Origin of the sequence: Pelagerythrobacter sp., assembly GCF_041912895.1 — a bacterium.
Taxonomy (GTDB): Bacteria; Pseudomonadota; Alphaproteobacteria; order Sphingomonadales; family Sphingomonadaceae; genus Pelagerythrobacter.
The window spans coordinates 472,092-497,200 of record NZ_JAYSGI010000002.1 but is presented as its reverse complement, the minus strand read 5'-3'; the positions used below and the strand labels follow the sequence as shown (position 1 = coordinate 497,200).

The 25,109-nt window shown below is 69.3% G+C and carries 20 protein-coding genes; 13 read left to right on the top strand and 7 right to left on the bottom strand.

Translation table 11 applies throughout. The annotated features are described in order from the left end of the window. Positions 1–27: 27 nt before the first annotated feature. From ACE3QC_RS09440 to glnE, 3 genes are read right to left on the bottom strand one after another with little or no spacing between them, the layout of a single operon-like run. Positions 28–873 (bottom strand): ferritin-like domain-containing protein, encoded by an 846-nt coding sequence (locus ACE3QC_RS09440; protein ID WP_374407573.1) that lies wholly within the window; start codon positions 871–873, stop codon positions 28–30. Continuing rightward, entirely contained in the window at positions 870–1,343 is a 474-nt protein-coding gene (locus tag ACE3QC_RS09435) for a peroxiredoxin (protein ID WP_374407571.1), read from the bottom strand. Before ACE3QC_RS09435 ends, ACE3QC_RS09440 begins: the two co-directional genes overlap by 4 nt. Further along, positions 1,340–4,033 (bottom strand): bifunctional [glutamate--ammonia ligase]-adenylyl-L-tyrosine phosphorylase/[glutamate--ammonia-ligase] adenylyltransferase, encoded by a 2,694-nt coding sequence (glnE, locus tag ACE3QC_RS09430; protein WP_374407569.1) that lies wholly within the window; start codon positions 4,031–4,033, stop codon positions 1,340–1,342. The genes ACE3QC_RS09435 and glnE overlap by 4 nt, the downstream gene beginning before the upstream one ends. 107 nt (positions 4,034–4,140) lie before the next feature. Between glnE and ACE3QC_RS09425 the strand changes: the two genes are divergently transcribed. Together ACE3QC_RS09425 and ACE3QC_RS09420 are read left to right on the top strand one after the other, a co-directional pair. Then, positions 4,141–5,829 (top strand): M28 family metallopeptidase, encoded by a 1,689-nt coding sequence (locus tag ACE3QC_RS09425; protein ID WP_374407567.1) that lies wholly within the window; start codon positions 4,141–4,143, stop codon positions 5,827–5,829. Positions 5,830–5,852: 23 nt separating this feature from the next. Beyond that, on the top strand, positions 5,853–6,818 hold the full coding sequence (locus ACE3QC_RS09420; protein ID WP_374407565.1) for an agmatine deiminase family protein: 966 nt from the start codon (positions 5,853–5,855) through the stop codon (positions 6,816–6,818). Positions 6,819–6,976: 158 nt separating this feature from the next. Here ACE3QC_RS09420 and ACE3QC_RS09415 read toward each other — a convergent pair whose 3' ends face one another. The 3 genes from ACE3QC_RS09415 to thrS are packed head-to-tail and all read right to left on the bottom strand — an operon-like array spanning position 6,977 to position 10,172. Continuing rightward, positions 6,977–7,726 carry a TSUP family transporter gene (locus ACE3QC_RS09415; protein WP_374407563.1) on the bottom strand — a complete coding sequence of 250 codons (750 nt, stop codon included), beginning with the start codon at positions 7,724–7,726 and terminating at the stop codon, positions 6,977–6,979. Continuing rightward, positions 7,717–8,166 carry an acetyltransferase gene (locus ACE3QC_RS09410; RefSeq protein WP_374407561.1) on the bottom strand — a complete coding sequence of 150 codons (450 nt, stop codon included), beginning with the start codon at positions 8,164–8,166 and terminating at the stop codon, positions 7,717–7,719. The genes ACE3QC_RS09415 and ACE3QC_RS09410 overlap by 10 nt, the downstream gene beginning before the upstream one ends. Continuing rightward, positions 8,163–10,172 (bottom strand): threonine--tRNA ligase, encoded by a 2,010-nt coding sequence (gene thrS / locus ACE3QC_RS09405; RefSeq protein ID WP_374407559.1) that lies wholly within the window; start codon positions 10,170–10,172, stop codon positions 8,163–8,165. The genes ACE3QC_RS09410 and thrS overlap by 4 nt, the downstream gene beginning before the upstream one ends. A 333-nt stretch (positions 10,173–10,505) precedes the next feature. Here thrS and ACE3QC_RS09400 point away from each other — a divergent pair, with 333 nt between their 5' ends. The 8 genes from ACE3QC_RS09400 (at position 10,506) to ACE3QC_RS09365 (ending at position 20,311) form a co-directional block, all read left to right on the top strand. After that, positions 10,506–10,670 (top strand): hypothetical protein, encoded by a 165-nt coding sequence (locus ACE3QC_RS09400; RefSeq protein ID WP_374407557.1) that lies wholly within the window; start codon positions 10,506–10,508, stop codon positions 10,668–10,670. Beyond that, positions 10,667–11,290, top strand: coding sequence for a hypothetical protein (locus ACE3QC_RS09395; protein ID WP_374407555.1), 624 nt, complete (start codon positions 10,667–10,669; stop codon positions 11,288–11,290). The genes ACE3QC_RS09400 and ACE3QC_RS09395 overlap by 4 nt, the downstream gene beginning before the upstream one ends. Further along, positions 11,287–11,478, top strand: a complete 192-nt coding sequence (locus ACE3QC_RS09390) for a helix-turn-helix transcriptional regulator (RefSeq protein WP_374407553.1) — start codon at positions 11,287–11,289, stop codon at positions 11,476–11,478. The genes ACE3QC_RS09395 and ACE3QC_RS09390 overlap by 4 nt, the downstream gene beginning before the upstream one ends. A 155-nt stretch (positions 11,479–11,633) precedes the next feature. After that, the gene (locus tag ACE3QC_RS09385) at positions 11,634–12,383 is read left to right on the top strand and encodes an alpha/beta hydrolase (protein ID WP_374407551.1); all 750 of its coding nucleotides are present in this window, start codon (positions 11,634–11,636) and stop codon (positions 12,381–12,383) included. Positions 12,384–12,393: 10 nt separating this feature from the next. Continuing rightward, positions 12,394–13,233 (top strand): hypothetical protein, encoded by an 840-nt coding sequence (locus ACE3QC_RS09380; RefSeq protein ID WP_374407549.1) that lies wholly within the window; start codon positions 12,394–12,396, stop codon positions 13,231–13,233. Beyond that, positions 13,230–14,210, top strand: coding sequence for an LLM class flavin-dependent oxidoreductase (locus ACE3QC_RS09375; RefSeq protein WP_374407547.1), 981 nt, complete (start codon positions 13,230–13,232; stop codon positions 14,208–14,210). Before ACE3QC_RS09380 ends, ACE3QC_RS09375 begins: the two co-directional genes overlap by 4 nt. 124 nt (positions 14,211–14,334) lie before the next feature. Beyond that, a complete protein-coding gene (locus ACE3QC_RS09370) occupies positions 14,335–19,029 on the top strand; it encodes an NAD-glutamate dehydrogenase (RefSeq protein ID WP_374407545.1) in 4,695 nt (1,564 codons plus the stop codon). Between the two features lie 55 nt (positions 19,030–19,084). Further along, positions 19,085–20,311: an NAD(P)/FAD-dependent oxidoreductase gene (locus ACE3QC_RS09365; RefSeq protein WP_374407543.1), complete on the top strand. Its 1,227-nt coding sequence runs from the start codon at positions 19,085–19,087 to the stop codon at positions 20,309–20,311. On the opposite strand, the gene queG is transcribed toward ACE3QC_RS09365, so the two are convergent. After that, positions 20,295–21,356 (bottom strand): tRNA epoxyqueuosine(34) reductase QueG, encoded by a 1,062-nt coding sequence (gene queG / locus ACE3QC_RS09360; protein WP_374407541.1) that lies wholly within the window; start codon positions 21,354–21,356, stop codon positions 20,295–20,297. The genes ACE3QC_RS09365 and queG overlap by 17 nt on opposite strands. A 44-nt stretch (positions 21,357–21,400) precedes the next feature. On the opposite strand from queG, the gene ACE3QC_RS09355 reads away from it, so the two are divergent. From ACE3QC_RS09355 to ACE3QC_RS09345, 3 genes are all read left to right on the top strand, one after another. After that, positions 21,401–22,408, top strand: a complete 1,008-nt coding sequence (locus tag ACE3QC_RS09355; protein ID WP_374407539.1) for an ABC transporter ATP-binding protein — start codon at positions 21,401–21,403, stop codon at positions 22,406–22,408. After that, positions 22,405–23,625, top strand: coding sequence for an ABC transporter permease (locus tag ACE3QC_RS09350; protein WP_374407537.1), 1,221 nt, complete (start codon positions 22,405–22,407; stop codon positions 23,623–23,625). Before ACE3QC_RS09355 ends, ACE3QC_RS09350 begins: the two co-directional genes overlap by 4 nt. Before the next feature lie 110 nt (positions 23,626–23,735). Next, positions 23,736–25,073: a cytochrome P450 gene (locus ACE3QC_RS09345; RefSeq protein WP_374407535.1), complete on the top strand. Its 1,338-nt coding sequence runs from the start codon at positions 23,736–23,738 to the stop codon at positions 25,071–25,073. Positions 25,074–25,109: the final 36 nt, after the last annotated feature.

Here is a 25,109-nt window from a genome sequence, read left to right as displayed (position 1 = left end):
TGCGAGATTGCGGAACCCCCCGCCGTCTCAATGATTGTTGGGTAACGGGGCTTCCGTCCGGCTGGCAAGCGCGGCGTAGAACTCTCGCGATAAACCGGCTGCCGAACGCGCCGAGTCGTTGAATGGCGGCTTCAGCGCACCGCGAAAGTGCTTTTTCACGAGCATTTTCCAGCTTTTCTCCGCCGCATCTCCAGCAGCTTCGCACCGTTCCACGAAATGTTGCGTGCCAAACCGAACGTGCCTGATCTCATCTTCGAGGATGCGCTGGAGGATTCGCGCGCCGTGTTCGTCCCCTTGCGCGCGCACCCGGTCGCGCGTGGCCGGGGTGACATCAAGCCCGCGCGCTTCCAGCACCATCGGCACCACCGCCAGCCGGGCGCGCACGTCGTGCCGCGTTTCGTGCGCGGCCTCCCACAAGCCACCATGCGCCGGAAGCGCGCCGTAATAGCTCCCGAGGCTCGCCAGCTTGCGATCGAGCAGCGCGAAATGCATCGCCTCGTCGGCCGCGACCGAGAGAAAATCATCCACGAAATCGCGCGCCATCTCCGCGCCGAAGCGCCCGGCCATGTCGAGCGCCAGGTCGATCGCGACGAACTCGATATGCGCGAGCGCGTGCCACAGCGCGATGCGCCCGCGCTCCGATCCCGCCTTGCCGCGCTTGGGCATCTGGCCGGGCGCGAGCAGTTCGGGCCGCGCAGGCCATGCCGGGCGCTCGGGCATCGCCGCGTCGAACCGCCACGCCAGTTCGCCCATGCGCCAGCGCCGCGCCACGTCGCGCGCGGCGAAGACCTTGGCCTTCGGCTCCGCCGTCAGCAGCGCGGCGCGGATCGCCGCCGCGACCGATTCGCCGGGTTTGCTCGAAGAGCCGTTCAAAGCGCCTGGGCCGCCGCGAGAACCTCCTCGGCGTGGCCCTTGACCTTCACCTTGGGCCAGACCCGCGCGACCCGGCCCTCTCCGTCGATCAGGTAGGTGCTGCGGATCATGCCCATGAAGGTCTTGCCGTACATTGTCTTCTCGCCCCACACACCGAGCGCGTCGGACAGGCCGCCGCTTTCCGCATCGGTCGCGAGCGGCACCTTCAATTCGTGCTTGGCGATGAACTTGCGGTGCTTCTGCGGCGAATCCTTGCTCACGCCGAGCAATGCTACGCCCGCCTTTTCGAAATCGGCGACGAGCGCGGTGAAGTCCTTCGCCTCGGTGGTGCAGCCGGGCGTGTTGTCCTTCGGGTAGAAGAACACCACCAGCTTGCGGCCGCGAAAGTCGGACGGCTTCACCGTGCCGCCATCGGGGGTTTCCATCGCAACGTCGGGCATCGTGTCGCCGGTTTGCGGAAAATCGCTCATGCTTGGGTCTCCAGTTTTTCGTCAAATGTCGCCTGCCACGCCTCGGCCACGCAGTGCCGCGCGTCGCTCAAGGAGCGCAGCAAGGCCTCGATATCTTCGGACCCGCAGGCCCCGGCCAGTGCACGCCCGGCGGCGGCGGACGGCGGATCGAGATCTGGCGCTAGGAGGCGCCCGGCCACCAGCAGCCGCGTCATCATCGCTTCGGCTTCCGCCAGCTCCTCCGGAACCAGCCCACGCTCGGCAAGACAGGCGATCGCCTGGCCGAGATCGGGGAAGACGCAAGCCCGCTCGCGCAATTGCAGGTAGTGGAGCAGGAATTCCAGGTCCACCAGCCCGCCGCGCAGCAGCTTGGCGTCGAGTGGCCCGCGCGGCGGCTTGTTCGCCGCCATCTCGCCGCGCATCTTGAGCACGTCGGCGCGCAGCGTGGCGGGATCGCGCGGCTGGCGCAGCACGTCGGCGATGGCACTTTCCAGAGCGGCGCGCGCATCGGGCGAACCGTAGAGCGGCCGCGCGCGAGTCAGCGCCATGTGTTCCCACGTCCACGCATCCTCCCGCTGGTAGCGGGCGAAGCTGTCGAGGCTGACCGCGAGCGGCCCCTGCGCGCCTTGCGGCCGTAGCCGGGTATCGACCTCGTACAACGCGCCCTGCGCGGTCGGCACGCTCAGCGCGCCGCTCACCCGCTGGGCGAGCCGGTTGAAATAGAGCGTGGCGCCGAGCGGGCGCGCGCCATCCGATTCCGCCCCGTGATCGCCGGTGAACAGGTAGACGATATCGAGGTCGGAGGCATGGGTCAGCGCCCCGCCGCCGAGCCGCCCGAGGCCGAGCACGAGCAGTTCACCGCCGGGCACCATGCCGTGCTTGGCGGCGAAATCCTGCTCGGTCGTGCGCGCCGCGATGTCGAGCGCCGCCTCCGCGGTGCGCGACAGCGCGGCGGCGATCGCGAGCGGATCGTGCGCCCCTTCGATCAGTTGCACGCCGAGCGCGAAGCGCGTTTCGCCGGTGACCACACGAATGCGATCGAGCGCGTGTTCGTAATCGTCGCCCGCCTCGCCACGTGCCATTTTCGCGGCAAGTTCGGGCACCTCGCCGGGCAGATCGAGCGCACTGCGATCGATCAGCGCGTCGAGCAGTTCGGGCCGCCGCGCGAGTTCCTCGGCCAGCGGCGGGGCGAGCGTGAGCACGCCGACGAGCTGGTCGAGCAGGCCGGGCCGCGCATCGAGCAGGCGGAACAGGTTGATCGCGCTCGAAGCCTTGGCAATCAGCTCTTCCCACAGGATCAGCGCGCGGCGCGGATCGGGCGCTTCGGCAAAGGCTTCGAGCAGGCGCGGCAGCAATGCGTCGAACGATGCGCGCGCGGCCGCGCTGCGCAGTGCGCGGATATGGCCGTCGCTCCAGCTCGCGATCCGCTCGGCCAGCGCCTCGGGCTCGTCGAAGCCGAGCCGTTCGAGCCGGGCGGGCAGGCTGCCGCCTTCGTTCGCTTTCGCGCCCGGCTCGGCCTGTTCGCCCAGCAGACGGTCGAACCGCGCGGCGACCTCGGCGCACAGCGGGGTCAGCTCCGCCAGCAGCGCCGCGCCGCCGTCCAGCCCGTCGAGCCGCGCCGCGCGATCGAGCGCTTCGCCCGCGGGCAGGCTATGCGTCTGGTGGTCTTCGAGCATCTGCAACCGATGCTCGACGGTGCGCAGCCGATCGTAACTGCGGCCGAGCAGCGCGGCATCCTCCGCCGCGATATGCCCCGCGGCCGCCAGCGCATCGAGCGCCGCGCGCGTGCTGCGCACCCGCAAGGATCGGTCGCGCCCGCCGTGGATCAACTGGTGCGCCTGTGCGAAGAACTCGATCTCGCGGATGCCGCCGCGCCCCTGCTTGAGGTTGAAGCCGGGGCGCGGTTCGGTGGGCCCCGAATACTGCTCGCGAATGCGCGAGGTGAGCCGCCCGATCTCCTCGATCGCGCCGAAATCGAGGCTGCGGCGCCAGACGAACGGGCGGATCGCGGCGAGGAAATCCTCCCCCGGCGCCACGTCGCCCGCCGCCGCCCGCGCGCGGATGAACGCCGCGCGTTCCCACGCCAGCGCCGAGCTTTCGTAATGGCTGAGCGCCGCATCGGTCGAGATCGCCAATGGGCTGACTTCGGACGCGGGGCGCAGCCGCAGGTCGACCCGGAACACGTAGCCCTCGGCGGTCTGGGCCGAGAGCATCTGTACGATCTCGCGCGCATAGCGCTGCGCCGCCTCGCCCGGCTCGTCGCGCTCGCGGCGCGGCAGCGTCTCTGGATCGTAGAGCAGGATCGGGTCGATGTCGGAGCTATAGTTCAGCTCGCCCGCGCCGTGCTTGCCGAGCGCGAGCGCGATCATCCCCGCCGGTTCGGCCCCCTCCACCCGGCGCGCGATGGCCTCGCCGATCGCCCGGTCGAGCGCGCGGTCGGCGAAGACGGAGAGTTCGGCCATCACGCGCGCGACCGGGAACGCACCCGCGAGGTCGCCCACCGCGAGCGCGGCGGCCAGCGCCAGCCGCTCGCGCCGCAGCGCCACCTCGGCGCCCGCTCCGCTACCCGCCTGCCGCGCCCATGCCAGCGCCGCCTCGCCGTCGCCCTCGGCCAGCAGCGCCTCCAGTTCGGGCTGGCGGTCGAGCGCGCGGGCCAGGAAGGGCGCGTTGGCGCGCGCGCGCGCGATCGCTTCGGGCCAGTCGGGCGTCATGCGCGCATCCCTGCCGCCTTGCCGCCGCTTGCACAAGCCGCGGCTTGCAGCGCCGCCCGCGACCTGCCAAGCAGCGCGCCATTGCCGTCTTGCGAGAGAGATTTGCCATGATCCGCCACATCCTGACCGCCGGTGCGCTTGCCGCACTTGCCGCCTGCAACGTCGCCGTCGAGGACCAGCAGGGCGACGCCGCGCTCGACATTCCCGAAGTCCAAGTGCCCGAAATCTCGATCGAGACGATGAAGGAAGTCACGCGCACGCTGTCTTCCGACGAGTTCGAGGGGCGCCTGCCCGGCACCGCTGGCGAGGCGAAGACGGTCGCCTATCTGGTCGAGCAGTTCGCGAAGGCCGGGTTGCAGCCGGGCAACAACGGCAGCTGGTTCCAGGAAGTGCCGCTGGTCGAGATCACCGGGCGCGATTTCGCCCCGCTGACCGTGAAGGCCGATGGCGAGACGATGGACTTCGACTTCGGCGATGACTGGGTCGGCGTATCCTACCGCGAGACGCCGACGACCGATATCGAGAACAGCGAGCTGGTCTTCGTCGGCTACGGCATCAACGCGCCGGAGAAGGGCTGGAACGACTACGAAGGCGTCGACATGACCGGCAAGACCGCGGTCATCCTGATCAACGACCCCGACTACGAGGCCGAGACGCTGGATGGCGACTTCAACGGCAAGGCGATGACTTATTACGGCCGCTGGACCTACAAGTACGAGGAAGCCGCAAGGCAGGGTGCGACCGGGGCGATCATCGTCCACGATACCTACCCCGCCTCCTATGGCTGGACCACGGTGCAGAACAGCTGGTCCGGCCCGCAGGCCTATGCCCAGCGCGAGGGCGGCGGCGCGGACCAGACGGCGATGAACGGCTGGGTGCAGAAGGGCGTCGCCGAACGGATCCTGACCGCGAGCGGACACGACCTCGCCGAACTGTCGGCAGCGGCGAAGCGCAAGGGCTTCAAGCCGGTCGATCTGGGCGCGACGATCTCCACCTCGTTCAACAACGACAGCCGCACGTTCAGCTCCAAGAACGTGATCGGCATGCTGCCGGGGACCGCGCGGCCCGACGAATACGTGCTCCACACCGCGCACTGGGATCACCTGGGCCGCTGCGCGCCGGGCGAGGCGGACGAGATCTGCAACGGCGCGGTCGACAACGCCACCGGCACCGCCGCGCTCGTCGCGCTGGCCGAGGCGCATGCGAAGGCCGGCGCGGCCGACCGCAGCCTGGTGTTCCTCGCGGTCACCGCCGAGGAGCAGGGGCTGCTCGGTTCCGAATACTACGGCGCGAACCCGGTCTTCCCGCTCGAACAGACGGTCGGCGGGGTGAACATGGATGCGCTCTCGCTTGCAGGGCCAGCGAAGGACGTGACCGTGGTCGGGCCCGACAAGTCGCAGCTCGACGATTTCCTCACCGCCGCGCTGACCGCCGAGAAGCGCACCGGCACGCCCAACCCCTCGCCCGAGGCAGGGTATTACTACCGCTCCGACCACTTCAGCATGGCCAAGCGCGGATTGCCGATGCTGTACGTCGATGGCGGACAGGACCTCGTCGACGGCGGCACCGCTGCGGGCGAAGCCTACGAGACGCGTTACCGCGACGAGGCCTATCACGCGGTCGGCGACGAATACGACGAGAATTGGGACTGGTCGGGCGTCGAGCAGGACTTGCGCCTGTTCTACCGCCTCGGCCGGATGATGGCGATGTCCACCGCGTGGCCGAACTGGCGCGAGGGCGACGAATTCCGCCGCATCCGCGACGAGGCCTGCACCGCGGCGGAAGGCGGCTGCTGAGCCGCGCCGCGAAGGGAGCGCCGATGCCCTCGATGCCGCCCGAATGGGCGCCGCAGGACTGGCTGTGGATCGGCTTTCCGCACGATGCGGAGGAATGGCCCGGCTACCTCGCGCGCGCGCAGGAGCAGATCGCCGCCTTCGCCAATGCCGTCGCCGAAAGCGGCCAGCCGGTGCGCCTGCTGGTGCGCGACGCGGCAAACGAGGCGCGCGCAAAGGCGCTGGTTTCGGGCGGGGTCACGCTGGAACGGCGCGTCTATGGCGACATATGGCTGCGCGACACCGGGCCGTTGGTGCGCGCCGACGGCAGTGCGCTGCGCTGCGGGTTCAACGGCTGGGGCGGCAAGTACGAGATGGCGGGCGACCGCGAGATCGGCGCCGAACTGGCGCGCGATGCGGGGCTGCCGGTGGTCGTCTCCGACTGGATTCTCGAGGGCGGGGCGATCGACGGGGACGGCACCGGGCTCGTCGTCACCACCGAGCAGTGCCTGCTGAACCCCAACCGCAACCCCGCACTGGCGCGCGAGGATATCGAGGCGCGGCTGGCGCGCGACCTCGGGTTCGATCGCGTGCTGTGGCTGGGCGAAGGGCTGGTCAACGACCACACCGACGGGCACGTCGACAACCTCGCCCGCTTCGTCGGCCCCAATCGCCTCGCATTGCCGCGCGCTACGGGCGACGGCGACCCCAACGCGCACGTCTACGCCGAGGCGAAGCGCCGTGCGGAGGCGTTCGGGGTGGAGATCTGCGAAATCCCTTCGCCCGGTCTCGTCACGCGCGGCGATCTGGTCGAACCGGCGAGCTACGCCAACTTCGCGATCACCAGCAGCCTCGTAGTCGTGCCGACGTTCGGCTCGATCCACGACGACGAGGGCGTGGCTGCGATCGCCGCGCTGTTCCCCGATCATGCCACCGTGGGCCTGCCCGCCGACGCCGTGCTCGCGGGCGGCGGCGGCTTCCATTGCGCCAGCCAGCAGATGCCGCGCTTGTAAGGCGCGTTTAACGGTTCCTTAGGCGGCGCGGCGCCATCTTTGCCGCGATGATCCGCCCGCGCGCCATATCTCCCCGCTTTGCCGATCGTGCGCTGGACGCGGCCCGCTTCGCGATCGTGATCGCCTGCGCCACGGCGCTGATCGTCGCCGGTCCGGCGCTACCCCTGTAGCAACTTGGCCAGCGCGGCGAGCGCCGCCGCGCCCAGCACAAATGCCACGAACAGCCGCCAGGCCCGGTCGCCCACGCGGCCCGAGGCCTTGTGCCCGGCCCAGTTGCCGAGCAGCACGAGCGGATAGAGCAGCGCCCCGAGCGCGATCTGCCGCCAGTACAGCACCCCGATCGCCACGCCCGAGCCCAGCCCCGCGAGCGCGGCGACGGTGAAGATCAGGATCATCGAGGCCTTGGCCGTGGCACGCGGGATGTGCCGCCCGACGTAGTACGGCACCACCGGCGGGCCGGGCATTCCGGCGAAGCCGGTCAACAATCCGCTGGAGAGCCCGGTGAGCAAGGTCGTGGTGCGCCCCGGCACGTCGGCGGGGCGCGTCGGCAGCAAAATCGCGACGAAGGCCGAGAGCGCGACCAGCGCGATCGCCAGCCGCGCGACCGGCGCAGGCGTAGCGGCGAGCACGATCAGGCCCGGCGCGGTCGCCAGCAGCACCAGCCCGCAGATCGCCCAGGCGCTGCGCTCCGCATCGCGCACCAGCCGGCGTATCTCGCTCAGGCCCATCAGCAGCGCGACGGTGTTGGTCACGAGCACCGCCTCCACCGGGGTCAGCGCCAGCGCGAGCACCGGCACCAGCAGGATCGCGAGCCCGAAGCCCGCCAGCCCGCGCACGAAGGCCGCGGCGAACGCCGTCGCCAGCGCCACCGCGATCTGCAGCACGGTGAAGCCGGCGATCAGGTCCACGCGCTGCCCCGGTAGCGCAATCGGATGAGGGGATAGGGCCGGCCCTGCGGATCGGTTTCCGAGCGCCCGATGCGCTCGAACCCGCGCGCCTCGTAGAAGGGCAGCGCATTGCTTGCCTGCTCGCTCGCCTCGACCGTTGCCCGCGGCGACAAGGCGAGCGCATGATCGAGCAGCGCCGTGCCATAGCCCTGCCCATGCACCGCCGGATCGACGAACAGTGCGTCGATCTCCTCGCCCTGCATGACAAGGAAGCCGAGGACGTGGCCGTCACCGGTCTCGGCCAGCCACAGCTCGGCGTGCGGGAAGAACTCGTCCACTACCATGCGGTCGATTTCGCGGCGATCTTCGGGCGTCAGGAAGCCGTGCGTCGCATCGACCGCGGCCCGCCAGATCGAAAGCGCGCGCGGAACGTCCGCCGGCGATCCCTTGCGGATCCTCACCGCAGGTCGGGCGGGGTCGCGGCATCGCGCAGCATGGCGATCGCTTCGTCCACCGGCATCACCTTCTGATGCTGCTCGCCAAGGGTGCGCACGGCGACGGTGCCTTCCTCGGCCTCGCGCTTGCCGACGACCAGCAGGTAGGGAACCTTGGCCAGAGAGTGTTCGCGCACTTTGTAGTTGATCTTCTCGTTCCTGAGGTCGCTGTCCACGCGGATGCCTGCCGCCGCCAGCTTCGCGACCGTCTCGTCGGCATAGCCGTCGGCCTCGGAGACGATCGTCGCCACCACCGCCTGCACCGGAGCGAGCCACACGGGCAACCGCCCGGCGAAGTGTTCGATCAGGATGCCGATGAAGCGTTCGTAGCTGCCGAAGATCGCGCGGTGGAGCATCACCGGGCGGTGCTTCTCGCCGTCCTCGCCGACATAGCTCGCGTCGAGCCGTTCGGGCAGCACGCGGTCGCCCTGGATCGTGCCGACCTGCCACGTGCGCCCGATCGCGTCGGTCAGGTGCCATTCGAGCTTGGGGGCGTAGAACGCGCCTTCGCCGAGCAGTTCCTCCCAGCCGAACGCCTCGTTCATCATGCCCGCCTCTTCGACGGCGTCGCGCAGTTCCTGCTCGGCCTTGTCCCAGTCCGCATCGGAACCGAGCCGCTTTTCGGGGCGTAGCGCCAGCTTGATCGCGAAGTCGAAACCGAAGTCGCGGTAGACGCCCTCCGCCAGCTTGCAGAAGGCGCGCACCTCCTCGACCACCTGCCGCTCGGTGCAGAAAATGTGCGCGTCGTCCTGCGTGAACTGGCGCACGCGCATAAGGCCATGAAGCGCGCCGTGTGGTTCGTTGCGGTGGCAGCAGCCCATCTCGCCCAGCCGGATCGGCAGGTCGCGGTAGGAGGTGATGCCCTGCTTGAACACCAGTACATGCGCCGGGCAATTCATCGGCTTGATCGCCATCCAGTCGGCGTCCGGAGCCACTCTAGGCTCTGCGCCCGCGCCGCTTTCGTCGACCTCGGGCACCATGTCGGGCACCGCGAACATGTTCTCGGCATATTTGCCCCAGTGGCCTGACGCCTCCCACTGGCGCACGTCCATCAGCTGCGGCGTCTTGATCTCGCGATAGCCGCCGCCGTCCATCTTGCGGCGCATGTAGGCCTCCAGCTCGCGCCAGATGCGATAGCCCTTGGGATGCCAGAAGACGCTGCCGTGCGCTTCTTCCTGCAAGTGGAACAGGTCCATCTCGCGGCCCAGCTTGCGGTGGTCGCGCTTGGCGGCTTCCTCTAGCCGGTGGAGGTGTGCGTCCAATTGCTTCTTGTTGAGCCAACCGGTGCCGTAGATGCGCGTCAGCTGCGCGTTGTTCTGGTCGCCGCGCCAGTAGGCGCCCGCGACGCGCATCAGCTTGAACGCCTGTGGATCGAGCTTGCCGGTGCTGGCGAGGTGCGGACCGCGGCACATGTCGAGCCAGTCCTCGCCCGACCAGTAGACCGTCAGCTCCTCGTTCTCGGGCAGTTCCTTTGCCCATTCCGCCTTGAACGTCTCGCCTTCCGAACTCCACTTGTCGATCAGCGCCTCGCGGCTCCACACCTCGCGGCGGAGCGGCTTGTCGGCGCGGATGATCTCGCGCATCTTTTTCTCGATCGCGGGCAGGTCGTCCATCGAGAACGGATCGCGCGTGCCGGGCGCCTTGACGTCGTAGTAGAAGCCGTCATCGGTCGAGGGCCCGAAGGTGATCTGCGTGCCCGGCCACAGTGCCTGGATCGCCTCGGCGAGGACGTGCGCATAATCGTGCCGCGCCAGTTCGAGCGCATCGGCCTCGTCCCGCGCAGTGACCAGCGCGAGCTGTGCGTCGGCGTCGAACGGCCGCGTGATGTCGCGCAATTCGCCATCCACGCGCGCGGCGAGCGCGGCCTTGGCCAGCCCCGGGCCGATCGCCGCGGCCACGTCCGCCGGGGTCGTGCCGGGCTCGACCTCGCGCACCGATCCGTCTGGCAGGCTGATCTTGAGCAGTTCCGTCATCGTTCAATCCGTTCGTTTCGCGCGCCATGGCACAGAGGCGCGCGCGCTTGAAGAGCGGCGTTGGCAGGATCGTCGATTTCGGGAGGACGCCGCACCGCCCGAAACCGGGCGGCGGCGGATCGCGTCAGCGCGCGACCGACCGCCCCCGGGCAAGCCGGGTGGTGGTAGTCGTGCCGAGGCGATGCGCGTTCATGTGCCGAGAAATAGCGAGCGCTGATTAACCGATCAAGTCACCCATCGGTGACAAGCTTCTTGGCCATCTTGTCATGGATGCTTGACATATGTCACGACAGTGTCTAGCACCCTTTACATAGTTTAAAGGGAGCTTGACCCATGCCGAAGATCAAACCTCACGTCTGGGCTTTCGCGGTGATGGCGGTGGCAGTGCTCAACATTCTCGACGTGCTGCCCGATTGGACCACCATCGCCGCGATCCTGACGATCCCGCTGCTCGCCACATCGTGCGGCAACCGGCGCGATGCGGAGCGCGCACGATGACGACGGCCGCCGAACGTCGCACGGGCCGCGCGCGCTGGGTCTGGTCGGGCGTGATGCTGGCCGGGTTTGCGCTGGTTTCCGCGCTGCGGATCACCGACGCGATCGGCGAGACGACCGGCTTCATCCTGATGTTCGTCGCCATGCTGGCGATCATCCCGCTCACCCGTGCCGGGTTGGCGCACCAGCGCGCCACCGGGCAGCTGAGCCCCGCGATGAGCCGCTACACCCGCCGGTTCCTGGTCGGCACGTTCGGCTACGTTCTGGGCCTGGGGATCGCGATCTGGCTGCACGATCGCGGCGTGGTATCGGGTGGCGGCACGTTCGCCATCGCGTTGCTGCCGGTGCTGCCGATCTTCGGCATGATCTGGGCGATGGCGCGCTACATGATCGAGGAAGACGACGAATTCCTGCGCCACCGCGCGGCGATGGCTTCGCTGTTCGGGCTCGGCGTCGTGCTCGCGGTCGGCAGCTTCTGGGGCTTTCTCCAGACGTTCGGCGTCACCCCGCATGTCGACGCATGGTGGGTCTTTCCCGTTTGGGCGATCGGCATGGGCGCGGCGCAGTGCTGGATGGCCTGGCGCGACCGGCGGCTGGAAAGCCGGACGGGAGATGCGGCGTGAAAAATCGCCTCAAGGTCCTGCGCGCCGAGCGGGACTGGAGCCAGCAGGACCTCGCGCAGCGACTGGAGGTCAGCCGCCAGAGCGTCAATGCGATCGAGACGGGGCGCTACGATCCCTCGCTCCCGCTCGCGTTCCGCATCGCCGAGTTGTTCGGAATGCCGATCGAAGCTATATTCCTGCGCGAGTGAGGGAGCCATGAAGCATATCTCGACGATAATCCTCGCCTGCCTGCTGCTCGCCGGGTGCGGCGACCGCACCCAGGCGCCGGCGCCACGCTACGAGCCGCCGGCCCTCTACTGACGCGGAGCGCCATGCCGCCTCCGGGGCGGGCATGGCGTCGCGGATGAGCGACACTGCATTCCACGAAATGGCGGACGGCCGCCGGATCGCCTTCCGGTTGTTCCGGGGCACCAGCCCCGCGCTGGTGTTCCTGCCCGGCTACATGTCCGACATGGCCGGCAGCAAGGCGGGCGCGCTGCTGGAATGGGCGCGCGGCGCCGGGCGCGCTTGCGTGCTGCTCGATTATTCGGGCTGCGGCGAAAGCGCTGGCCAAGGCACCGGGGGCGATTTCGCCGACGGTACGCTGACGCGCTGGCGCGAGGAGGTGCTGGAGTTGATCGACGCGCAGGTGCGCGGCCCGGTCGTGCTGGTCGGCTCGTCGATGGGCGGCTGGCTGATGCTGCTCGTGGGCGAGGCGCTGGGCGAGCGACTTGCAGGCATGATCGGCGTTGCCGCCGCGCCCGATTTCTCCGACTGGGGCTTCGACGAGGCGCAGAAGGCCGAACTGCGCGCCGGACACACGGTGCTCGAGGATAATCCCTACGGCCCCGAGCCCACCCCGACGCATGCGAAGTTCTGGCAGGACGCCGAAACGCTGCGCCTGCTCGAGCGGCCGATCGCGATCGATTGCCCGGTGCGGCTGCTGCACGGCCAAGCCGATGCCGACGTGCCGTGGGAAGTGAGCCTGCGCACCGCCGCCGCGCTGCGTTCGGCGGACGTACAGGTCGTGCTGGTCAAGGACGGCGATCACCGCCTCTCGCGCGCGCAGGACATCGCCCTGCTGTTGCACGCCGTGGACACGCTTCCCACCTAGGACATCACGCATGATCAGCCCGTTTCTCGCCCTCCTCCTCCAGGTCGGCCCCGCGCCGACGGTCGAGCCGGTCTCGCCGCTCCCGCCCGAGATGCTCGAGCAGCGCGAGCGTGCGCGCCGCGGCGCCTATGTCGAGGTCGAGACCGAAACGAGCCGCCTCGCCCGCTGCCTCGCGCGGAGCCGCACCGATCCGGGGGGCTCGGTCGAGGAAGCCGAGGCGTGGCTCGCCGAGAGCACGATAGATGCCGCCGGGCGCGGCGATGCCGGGCAGTGCCTCGGCGTCGCGCAAACGCAGCTCGGCCAGCGCACCGACGCCGCCGAGACCTTCCTCGCCGCACGCGATGCGACCCCGGCGGATGACGCCCGCGCCCGGGCGCTGCGCGGCGCGCTTGCCGGGGGCGCGCTGCTGGCGGAGGGGGACACGCAAGGCGCGCTGGCGCTGCTCGATCAGGCGCAGGCCGATGCCGACACCGCCGCCGACGCCACGATCCAAGGCCAGATCGCCATCGACCGCGCGATCGCGCTGGCTGCACTCGGCCGTGCGCCCGAAGCGGCGACCGCGCTCGACACCGCGCGCGCGACGCTGCCAGATAATGCGCAAGCCTGGCTGCTCTCCGCCACGCTGGCGCGCCGCGACGGCGATCTGGCGCAGGCGCAGGAGCGTATCCAGCGCGCCGCCATGCTTGCGCCGCGCGACCCCGCGGTCGGGCTCGAGGCGGGCGTGATCGCCGTGCTCGCCGGACGCGACGCCGCGGCGCGGCAAAGCTGGCAATCGGTGATCCAAGCCGCGCCCGAGAGCGGCGAAGCGGCGACCGCGCAGCAATATCTCGACCAGTTGGGAAGCGAATGACCGAATTTTCCGTCCTCGACCTCGTGCCGATCCGCGAAGGCGGCACCCTGAGCGAAGCCTATACCGCCGCGGCCGGTCTCGCCCGCACTGCCGAGGAAACCGGTTGCAAGCGGTTCTGGATCGCCGAGCATCACGCGATGGAGGGCATCGGCGGAGCGGCGGCCTCGGTCGTGATCGGCCATATCGGCCACGCGACCTCGACCATCCGCATCGGCGCGGGCGGGATCATGCTGCCCAATCACAATCCGTTCGTGATCGCCGAGCAGTTCGGCACGCTCGCCGCGCTGTTTCCCGGCCGGGTCGATCTCGGCCTCGGCCGCGCGCCCGGCGCCGGGCCGGAACTCCAGCGCGCGCTGCGCAAGGATTTGCATCGTTCGGCGGAGCTGTTCCCGCACGACGTCGCCGAATTGCGCGCGATGCTCGCCGGCGATCCCGAGATGCAGGTGCGCGCGACCCCCGGCTTCGGCGCGGACGTCGAGATGTGGATGCTCGGATCGAGCCTGTTCGGCGCGCAGCTCGCCGCCCGCCTCGGCCTGCCCTATGCCTTCGCGAGCCATTTCGCGCCGACGCATCTTGACGCCGCGCTCGAACTCTACCGCCGCGATTTCCGGCCATCGGATACACTGGAAGCGCCGCACGTCATGGCGGCGATGACGGTGTTCGTGGCCGACAGCGAAGACGAGGCGCGGCTGATCGCCTCCTCGCAGGAACAGAGCTTCGTCCGCCTGCGCACCGGCACGCCGGGCAAGCTGCCCCCGCCGGTGCGCGGTTACCGCGACAGCCTACCGCCCCAGGCGCGCGCCACGCTCGACCATATCGGCGAGGTGTCGGCGGTCGGCACGCCCGCGCAGGTGCGCGAAAAGATCGACGCGTTCGTCGCCCGCACCGGGGCAGACGAGATCATGCTGTCGGGCGCGACTTACGACCCGGCCGCGCGCATCCGCTCGCTCGAACTGCTGCAGCAGGCGATGCGCTGACGTAACGGAAATTCGGGCCGAACCCGGCTTGCGGCGCGACCGACTTGAGCGTAGTCGCGCAACATTATTGCCGCGACATGCGGCGCAGAAGTCCGGGCGCACAAGGCCCGACGGAGCGATTTCGATGGGTTCCAAAACCGCCGCGTCTTCCGAAAAACTCGCCAAAGCGCTGACCGAGCGAATCTGCGATTCGCTGCTGCCCGGCGATACCCCGTTCGTGAAGGACAAGGTGCGCGAAGCGGCCGGCTTCATGCTCGAGGCGGCCGCGCAACGCGAACCCGGCGAGGCGGCGATCGCGCTCGCCTCGACCACCGACGATCGCCGCTTCATGCGCATCGCGCTGGTCAACGACGACATGCCCTTCCTGGTCGATTCGGTCGCCGCGACGATCGCGGCGCAGGGGCTTGCGATCGACCGGCTGGTCCATCCGGTCGTCCATGCCCGCCGCAGCGGCGACGGCACGCTGGAGGAGATCGCGGCGAAGCGCGGCGACGACACCCAGCGCGAATCGATGATCTACGTCGAAACCGTACGGATCGACGCGCGCCAGCGGCGCGAGCTGGAAAAGGCGCTGCGCACGACGCTGGCCGACGTCCACGCCGCGGTCGCCGACTGGCAGAAGATGCGCGAGGCGATGCGCGACGACGCAAGCCGGATCGAGGATGGCGAGAGCGCCGAGCTGCTCCGCTGGCTGGAAGGCGGCATGCTGACCCAGCTCGGCCACGTCACCCGCCGCCGCGACGGCAGCCATGCGGACTTGTTCGGCATCTGCCGCAAGAGCACCAAGCAGATTCTCGCCGATGCTTCCTACGACCGCGCGTTCGACTGGTTCGCCGCCGACGGCAAGGATCGCGAGCTGCTGATCATCAAGGCCAACCGCGTTTCCAACGTCCACCGCCGGGTGCCGCTCGACCTGTTCATCGTGCCGGTGCGCGAAGGCGGCAAGGTCGTTGCGCTGTCGATTCACGCGGGCGTGTGGACGAGCGCTGCGCTCGCCGCCGTGCCGACGCAGGTGCCGCGCCTGCGCGCGCAAGTCTCGGGCCTGATGGACAAGTTCGGCTTCGACGCCACCGGCCATGCGGGCAAGGCGCTGGTCCACGCGCTCACCGCATTGCCGCACGATCTGATCATCGGCTTTTCCGACACCGACATCGAGCGCGTCGCGACCGCGATGATGAGCCTGGTGGACCGGCCCCGTCCGCGCCTCGCGCTGGTCGAGGCGCCGCTTGCGCGCCACCTGTTCGCCTTCGTATGGATGCCGCGCGACATGCTCGCGACCCAGGTCCGCCACCGGATCGAGGCGTTGCTGGAAGACGGCGCGGGCGCGACCCTGCTCGACTGGAGCCTGCAGGTCGAAGGCGGCAATCTCGCGATGCTGCGCTTCGTGCTCGATTTGCGCGGCGGCCAGGTCGCCACGCCCGAGGCCGAACTCGAGGTGCGCTTGCAGAAGATGCTGCGCGGCTGGGCCGAAGCCGTCGAGGGCGAGCTGGGCGAACTGATGGAAAGCGGCCGCGCCGCCGCCGTCGCGACGCGCTTCGCCGAAGCCTTCCCGGCAGCGTATCGCTCCGAATACGGGCCGGCCGAGGCGGCGCGCGATATCGCGCGCATGCGCCACCTGTCGGTCGCCGAAGCGGAGGGCCAGGCCGGCGCGCAGCCGCAGCGCGACGCGCGGCTCTATGCGCTGGAGGACGACGCCGAGGCCGAACTGCGCCTGAAGATCTACGAGCACGAAGGGGCGCTGCCGCTGTCCGACGCGGTGCCCGCGCTGGAGAACTTCGGCTTCCGGGTGATGGCCGAAATCCCCACCGCGCTCGACGACGGCCGACTCGGGACGATCCACGATTTCACGCTGGCGCTGCCCGAAGGCGACACGCTCGCCTCGCTGCTCGACCGGGCCGACGCGATCGAACAGGCGATCGCCGCGGTGCTCAACGGGTGGGCGGAAGACGATCCGTTCAACCGGCTCGTGATCGGCACCGGCCTGAGCGCCAGCGAGGCCAACTGGCTGCGCGCCTTCTACCGTTACCTGCGCCAGGCAGGCGTCAGCTTCACGATCTATACCGTGGTCGACGCGCTCGATCGCGCGCCCGACGTTACCCGGGCGATCGTGCGCCTGTTCGCCGCGATGCACGATCCCGACTACTCGGGCGACCGCGAGGCGGCAGCGGCCGAGTGCGAGGAAGCGATTCGGCACGGCCTGTCGCGCGTCGCCGCGATCAACGACGACCGCCTGCTGCGCCTCTACCACCAGCTTGTCCGCGCGATCCTGCGCACCAACGCTTTTGCCCCCGCCGGACAGGAAGCGCTGACGTTCAAGATCGATTCTGCGCTCGTGCCCGGCCTGCCCCGCCCCGTGCCGTGGCGCGAGATCTTCGTCTATTCGCGCCGGGTGGAGGGCATCCACCTGCGTGCCGGCCCGGTCGCGCGCGGCGGCCTGCGCTGGTCCGATCGGCGCGACGACTTCCGCACCGAAATCCTCGGCCTGATGAAGGCGCAGCGCGTGAAGAACGCGGTGATCGTGCCCACCGGCGCGAAAGGCGGCTTCTATCCCAAGCTGTTGCCCGCGCCCGATCGCGACCGCGCGGGCTGGGCCGCCGAGGGGCAGGCGAGCTACGAAATCTTCATCCGCACGCTGCTGTCGGTCACCGACGACATCGACGGGGACGAAGTGATCCACCCGGAACAGGTCGTGATCCACGATGGCGACGATCCCTATTTCGTGGTCGCCGCCGACAAGGGCACCGCGCGCTTCTCCGACGTTGCCAACGCGATCGCGCAGGAGCGCGGCTTCTGGCTCGACGACGCTTTCGCCAGCGGCGGCTCGAACGGCTACGACCACAAGGCGATGGGCATCACCGCGCGCGGCGCGTGGGTTTCCGTCCAGCGGCATTTCCTCGAAATGGGCATCGACATCCAGAGCGAGCCGGTGCGCGTCGCCGGATGCGGCGACATGTCGGGCGACGTGTTCGGCAACGGCATGCTGCTGTCGAAGGCGCTGAAGCTGGTCGCCGCGTTCGATCACCGCCATATCTTCATCGATCCCGATCCCGACCCGGCGAAAAGCTGGGCCGAGCGCAAGCGCCTGTTCGACCTGCCCAGTTCGAGCTGGGAGGACTATGACGCGTCGCTGATCTCGAAGGGCGGCGGGGTGTTCGCGCGCACGATGAAGCGCATTCCGCTGTCGGCGCAGATGCGCAAGCTGCTCGACACCGACGCGAAGGAACTGGAACCCGAGGCGCTGATCTCCGCGATCCTGAAGGCGGAAATCGACCTGATCTGGTTCGGCGGCATCGGCACGTACGTGAAGGGCGCGCTGGAAAACAACGTCCAGGTCGGCGATCCGGCGAACGACGGGCTACGGGTCGATGCGGCGGATCTGCGCGCGAAAGTGATCGGCGAAGGCGCCAACCTCGGCACGACGCAGGCGGGCCGGATCGAGTTCGCGCTGCGCGGCGGCCGGATCAACACCGACTTCATCGACAACGCCGCGGGCGTCAATTGCTCGGACAACGAGGTGAACATCAAGATCGCGCTCGCCGCGGCGGTGCGCACGGGCAAGCTTTCGACCAAGAAGCGCAACGCGCTGCTCGAATCGATGACCGACGACGTCGCCCACCTCGTGCTGGAGAGCAACCGGCTCCAGGCGCTGGCCTTGTCGATCGCCGAAGCGGGGGGCGCGCCCGCCGTGGCCGCGCAACTGGAACTGATCGAGGGGCTCGAGAGCAGGGGCGCGCTCGACCGGCAGACCGAAGGCCTCGTGCCCAACGAAAGCCTTTCGCGGCGCGCCGCCGACGGGATCGGGCTGACGCGGCCCGAACTCGCGGTGCTGCTGTCGTCCACCAAGCTGGTCCTGCAGGATGCGATCGAGCGCACCTCGCTGCCCGACGACCCGAGCCTCGCCGACCTGCTGTTCGCCTATTTCCCCGCGGGCATGCGCAAGACCTACCGGCGGCAGATCGAGGAACACCAGCTCCGCCGCGAGATCATCGCGACCTCGCTCGCCAACCTGTTCGTCAACCGGATGGGGCTCGTCCATCCGTTCGAGCTGGCGGAAGAAGAAGGCGTCGGCCTGGCCGATGTCACCGCTTCGTTCGTCGCCGCCGCGAAGCTGTTCGATGCCGGCTCGCTGTGGGCCGAGCTCGAAACCGCTCCCATGCCCGAGGATGCGCGGCTCTACATGTTCCGCCACACGGCGGGCGCGCTGCGCAGCCAGATGGCGGACCTCATCCGCGTAGGCGCAAGCACGACGCCGCCGGGCGAGCTGATAGAGAGCCTGCAGAAGCGCGTCTCGCAGCTTTCCACCGGCACCGACGAATTGCTGACCGAAGGCTCGCGCCGGCAATCGGACCGGCTCAAGGCCGAGTTCGTCGAGATGGGTGCGCCCGAGAAGCTCGCCGCGCGCGTCACCCGGCTCTACGATCTCGACGGCGCGGTCGGCCTCGCTTCGCTGTCGCGGACAGCCGAGATCGACGCCCGCGCGCTGACCGCGGCGTTCACAGACCTGGGAGAACGGATCGGGCTCGACTGGGCGCAGAGCACTTCTGCGCTGATGAACCCGTCGGACGTGTGGGAGCGGCTGCTCGTGGCGGGTCTTTCGCGCGATTTCCAGCAGATGCGCCTCGATTTCCTCCGCCGGCTTTCGCGGCGCAAGGGAGCCAAGGACGATCCGCGCGCCGCCGTGGCGCATTGGGCGGACGAGCACGAAGCGGCGATCCGCCAGTTCCGCGCGATGATCGGGCGCGCGCAGGCCAAGGGCGATGTCGCGCCCGCGATGCTCGCGCAGATCGCCAGCCAGGCGCGCAACCTGCTCGGGCGTTAGCGGCGCAATCCTTACCGGGCTTGACCCGGCGGCGCATTTGCCCAAGTCGGGGGCGATGGACCATGCCGACATCGTGATCGTGGGCACCGGGCACGGCGGCGCACAGGCCGCCATCGCCCTTCGCCAGCACGGCTTCACCGGCTCGATCGCAATGATCGGGCGCGAAAGCGAACCGCCCTACGAGCGGCCGCCGTTGTCGAAGGAATACCTCGCGGGCGAAAAGCCGTTCGAGCGCATCTACCTGCGCCCGCCGCAGTTCTGGGCGGACAAGGACATCGCGCTGCGCCTGCGCACATCGGTGGTCGCGGTCGATCCGCAGATGCACGAGATCGTCCTCTCCGACGAGAGTCGCATGGGCTACGGCAAGCTGATCTGGGCGGCAGGCGGCGATCCGCGCCGCCTCTCGTGCCCCGGCGCCGACCTCGCGGGCGTGCATTCGGTCCGCAACAAGGCGGACGTCGACCGCATGATCGCCGAACTCGAGGCGGGTGCGAAGCGCGCCGTCGTCGTCGGCGGCGGCTATATCGGGCTGGAAGCGGCCGCCGTGCTACGCAAGCTCGGCTGCGAGGTCACCGTGGTCGAGGCGCTGCCGCGCGTGCTCGCGCGCGTCGCGGGCGAGGAACTGTCGCGCTTCTACGAGGACGAGCACCGCCAGCAAGGCGTCGAGGTGCTGCTCGACGCGACCGTCGACCGGATCGAGGGCGACGGCCGCAAGGTCACCGGCGTCGGGCTGGAAGGCGGCGCGGTCGTCCCGGCGGACCTGGTGGTGGTCGGGATCGGCATCGTGCCTTCGGTCGGCCCGCTGATCGGTGCGGGCGCTGCGGGCGCGAACGGGGTCGACGTGGACGAGTTCTGCCGCACCTCGATCGACGATATCTACGCGATCGGCGACTGCGCCGCGCATGCCAACGCCTGGGCCGGCGGCGCGGTGATCCGGCTCGAATCGGTCCAGAACGCCAACGACATGGCCAATACCGCCGCCAAGTCGATCTGCGGCGATCCGCAGCCCTACAAGGCGGTGCCGTGGTTCTGGTCCAACCAGTACGACTTGCGCCTGCAGACGGTCGGGCTCTCGCTCGACCACGACGAGACGGTGCTGCGCGGCGACCCGGGCGAGCGCAAGTTCTCGATCGTGTATCTCAAGGAAGGCCGCGTGATCGCCCTCGACTGCGTCAACGCGACCAAGGATTACGCGCAGGGGCGCAGGGTGGTCGAAGCGGGCATCAAGCCCGACCGAGAGGCACTGGCGGATACCGAGATCTCGCTCAAGGCGCTGCTGTAAGCTCGCCCAGCGCCCACTCCGCCGCTTCCGCCACGACCGGATCGGGATCGCTGGCAAGCGCTTCCACCCGATCCACCAGCGCCGCATCGCCGCTGTTGCCCGCCGCGATCAGGCAGTTCCTCACGAACCGGCCGCGCCCGATGCGCTTGATCGGCGAGCCGGAGAACAATCGCCGGAACCCCGCATCGTCGAGCGCAAGCAATTCTGCGAGTCGCGGCGCGACCAGTTCGGCGCGCGGGAGGAAGGCCTGGTTGCGCGCGGCGGCATCGGCGAACTTGTTCCACGGGCACACCGCCAGGCAATCGTCGCAACCGTAGATGCGGTTGCCGATCGCCTTGCGGAATTCGCGGGGAATCGGCCCCTTGTGCTCGATCGTGAGGTAGGAAATGCAGCGCCGCGCATCGAGCCGGTAGGGTTCGGGGAACGCGTCGGTCGGACAGGCGTCCTGACACGCGCGGCACGATCCGCAGGCGTCGGCGTGCGGCCGGGCGGGCGCGAGATCGAGCGTGGTGTAGATCGCCGCGAGGAACAGCCAGCTTCCGTGTGTCCGGCTGACGAGGTTGGTGTGCTTGCCCTGCCACCCCAGCCCGGCCATCTGGCCGAGCGGCTTTTCCATCACCGGCGCGGTATCGACGAAGACCTTCAGCTCGGCCTCCGGCGCGCGCGCCACCAGCCAGCGGGCGAGCGCCTTGGCCGCCTTCTTCACCGTGTCGTGATAGTCGCGGCCCTGCGCATAGACGGAGATGCGCGCCCGTTCGCCGTCGCCCTCCAGCGCGAGCGGATCGTGCGACGGGGCGTAGCTCATGCCCAGTGCGATCACGCTGCGCGCGGCGGGCCACATCGCGGTGGGCCCCTGCCGCACGTCCGCCCGGTCCTCCATCCAGCCCATCGTACCGTGGTGCCCGGCGGCGATCCATTCGCGCAGCCGCTCCGCCCGCGCAGGATCGTCGGCGGCAGGCGCGATTCCGGCCGCGACGAAGCCCAGCCGCGCCGCTTCGGCCAGCAGGTCCTCGCGCAATGCGGAATTTTCTCGGCTCTGGGCCACGCCGGGCTTGCTCCTTGCCGTACGCGGCGGCTACCGCGCAAGTGATGGACACGGCGCTAAGCGATCCTCCGGGTACGAGCAACGATACCGCGCCTTACCCGGCGACAGAGGCGCGCCCGCTCGCGATCGAGGCGCGCGGGCTGGTCAAGCGGTTCGAAGGGACGACTGCGGTCGACGGGGTCGACCTCGCGGTGCCCGAAGGCGCGATCTACGGCGTGCTCGGCCCCAACGGCGCGGGCAAGACGACCACCCTGCGCATGCTGCTCGGCATCATCGACCCCGACGAAGGCGTGCGCCGCGTGTTCGGGCACACGCAGCCGCACGATATCGCGCGCCTGATCGGATACCTTCCCGAAGAGCGCGGACTCTATCCGGCGATGAAAGCCTACGAGGCGATCGCGTTCATGGGTGCGCTGCGCGGCGTCCCGCTGGCGCTAGGCCGCGTGCGCGGGCGCGAACTGCTCGAGAACCACGGGCTCGGCCACGCCGCCGACAAGCAGATCCGCCAACTTTCCAAGGGCATGGCGCAGACCGTGCAGCTACTTGGCACGCTGGTGCACGAGCCCCGCCTCGTGATCCTCGACGAGCCGTTCTCGGGCCTCGATGCGATCAACCAGGGCAAGCTCGAGGTGCTGATCCGCGGCCTCGCCGAAAAGGGCACGACGGTGATCTTCTCGACCCACGTGATCGCCCATGCCGAGCGATTGTGCGACGACGTGGCGATCATCGCCGGGGGCAAGGTGCCCTATGCCGGGTCGGTCGATGCGGCGCGCGACCGCATCCCGGCGCAGGTCCGCCTCGAAACGCGCGCGCGCGAAGGCCGCTGGCGCGACGCGCTACCCGCCGACGCGCGGCGCGAGGGCAACTTCTGGTTCTTCTCGCTCCCCGAAACCGGCATCGAGCCGCTGCTGCGCGCGCTGATCGAAGGGGAGGCGGGCATCCTCTCGCTCTCGATCGAGCGCGCCGGGCTGCACGACGCCTTCGTCCATATCGCAGGCGAGGCGGCGGCGCGCGCGCTGGAAGCGGACAACGCGGGGGAGGCGACGCGATGAGCGATCTTGCCTGCGGCGCGAAGGCGCGCCTTTCGCTGTGGAGCGCCGCCTTCATAGTCGCGCGGCGCGACTTCACCGCGATCCTGTTCAGCAAGGCATTCCTGCTGTTTCTGATCGGCCCCCTGTTCTTCGTCGGCATCAGCGGCGCGGCGGGCGCCTTGACCAGCCAGGCGGTGAGCAAGGCCGACGACCCGCGGCTGGCGGTCGCGCTCGCGCCCGACCAGTCGGCGGCTTTCGCGCAGGCGCACGCACGGCTGGCGGACCTGGTGCGTCTGCCCGATATCGAGGTGGTCGCGCCGGACGAGGCGGACGACACTGCCGCGCTGCTCGCCGACGATACGCGCAACTTCGCCGCCGTGCTTGGCGGCACGCTCGCCGCGCCGCGCCTGACGGGCACCGCCGACCGGATCGAGCGGTGGGAAGGGCCCGTCGCGCTTGTCGCCGCCGAGGCGAGCGGCCCCGCCGCCGCCACTTACCCGGCCGTCGCGCTATCACCCACCGCCACCACTATCGCCAGCCAGCGCAGCGAGAACGCCGCCACGGCCACGGGCGCACTCACCCTGCTGTTCCTGCTCACCATGCTGCTCGCCGGCATGGTCATGTCCAACCTCGTCGAGGAAAAGGCGAACAAGATCATCGAGATCCTCGCTGCTGCAATCCCGATGGACGCGGTGTTCCTTGGCAAGCTGTTCGCCATGCTCGGCGTCAGCTTCGTGGGCATCGCCATCTGGGGCAGCGCGGCGGGCGCGATCGTGGCGGTCACCGGCGCGCTGGATCAGGTGGCGCCCCCTGCGGTCGGCTGGCCGCTGTTCGCCGCGCTGTTCCTGATCTATTTCGCGATGGCCTACCTGTTGATCGGGTCGATCTTCCTCGCGATCGGCGCTATGGCGCCAACCGTGCGCGATGTGCAGACGATGTCCATGCCGGCGACGATCCTGCAATTGCTGGTGTTCTTCCTCGCCAGCTTCGCGATGACCGACATCGGCTCGCCGGTCGAGCTGTTCGCGGTGATTTTCCCGCTTTCCTCGCCTTACGCGATGATCGCGCGCGCGGCGCAGGAACCGGCGCTGTGGCCGCATTTGATCGCACTCGCGTGGCAAGTGCTCGCAGTGGCGGTTTTCGTGCGCACCGGCGCGCGGCTGTTCCGTCGGCGGGTGATGAAGTCCGGGCCGGCGCCGGCGAAGGGCAAGCGCTTCTGGCAACGCGCGCGCGCCTGACCGGCGACGGAGACAGGTCGCAAATCGCAACCCACTATTGACATCGGGGTAAGCAAGGGCAGGATACGGCTCGACGCGCGCGCACGAACTCGCGGGCGAGGAGAGAGCCGATGGCAACCCAGTTCGCCGAATCGCCCGCCGCGTGGCGCACCAGCCCGAGCGCGGTCGACGCGCTGCGCGAGCACCTGGCGCAGCATCCCGAGGAAAAATGGGAGCACACCCACCCCTTCGACGTCAGCCGCAGCGATATCTACTACGAGGATCGCTGGCAGCCGATCTTCGCCGAGATGCGCGCGAAGGGTCCGATCCACTACGTCGACGAGAGCCCGCTCGGCCCCTACTGGAACGTCGTCCAGCACAAGGCCGTGCAGCACGTCGAATCGCTGCCCGAGCTGTTCTCGTCGAGCTGGGAGCATGGCGGGATCACGATCCTCAACCGGCTCGAGGACGCGCAACTGGCGGAACTGGGCCGCGAACGCTTCGAGCTGCCGATGTTCATCGCGATGGACCGGCCCAAGCACACCGGCCAGCGGCGCACGGTCGCCCCCGCGTTCACCCCGGCGGAGATGAAGCGGCTGGAGGACGACATCCGCCACCGCACCGCCGAACTGCTCGATTCGCTGCCGCGCGGCGAGGTGTTCGACTGGGTCGACACCGTATCGATCGAGTTGACCACCGGCATGCTCGCGCTGCTGTTCGACTTCCCGTGGAAGGATCGCCGCCTGCTGACCTTCTGGTCGGACTGGGCGGGCGATACCGAACTCGCGATGGTGCGCGACCTCGACGAGTTCCGTCAGGGAATTCTACGCGAGATGGCGGCCTACTTCCAGCAGCTGTGGGCGCAGCGCGCGAATGCCGAGCCGGGGCCGGACCTGATCTCGATGATGATCCACTCCCCCGCGATGAACCAGATGAGCCCGCAGGAATTCATGGGCAACCTGGTGCTGCTGATCGTGGGCGGCAACGACACCACGCGCAACACGATGAGCGGCATCGTCCACGCGTTCGACAAGTTCCCCGATCAGCGCAAGCTGTTCGAGCAACGACCTGACCTGATCCCCAACGCGGTGCAGGAGTGCATCCGCTACCAGACCCCACTTGCGCACATGCGCCGCACCGCTACCCAAGACACCGAGCTGTTCGGCGAGACGGTGAGGAAGGGCGACAAGCTGGTGCTGTGGTATCTCTCCGCCAACCGCGACGAGGAGGTTTTCGAGCATCCCGACAAGCTCGATATCGCGCGCGAGAACGCGCGACGGAACCTGTCGTTCGGCTACGGCATCCACCGCTGCGTGGGTGCGCGCCTGGCCGAGCTGCAACTGCGCGTGTTGCTGGAGGAGATGCACGCACGGCGCATGCGCGTGCACGTCGCGGGCGATGTCGAACGGGTGCGGGCGAACTTCGTCCACGGTTTCCGCAAGCTCGAGGTCGAGGTGACGACGTTCTGACGTTCCGCTTGCGTTCAGGGCGCGCGAGGCATGATG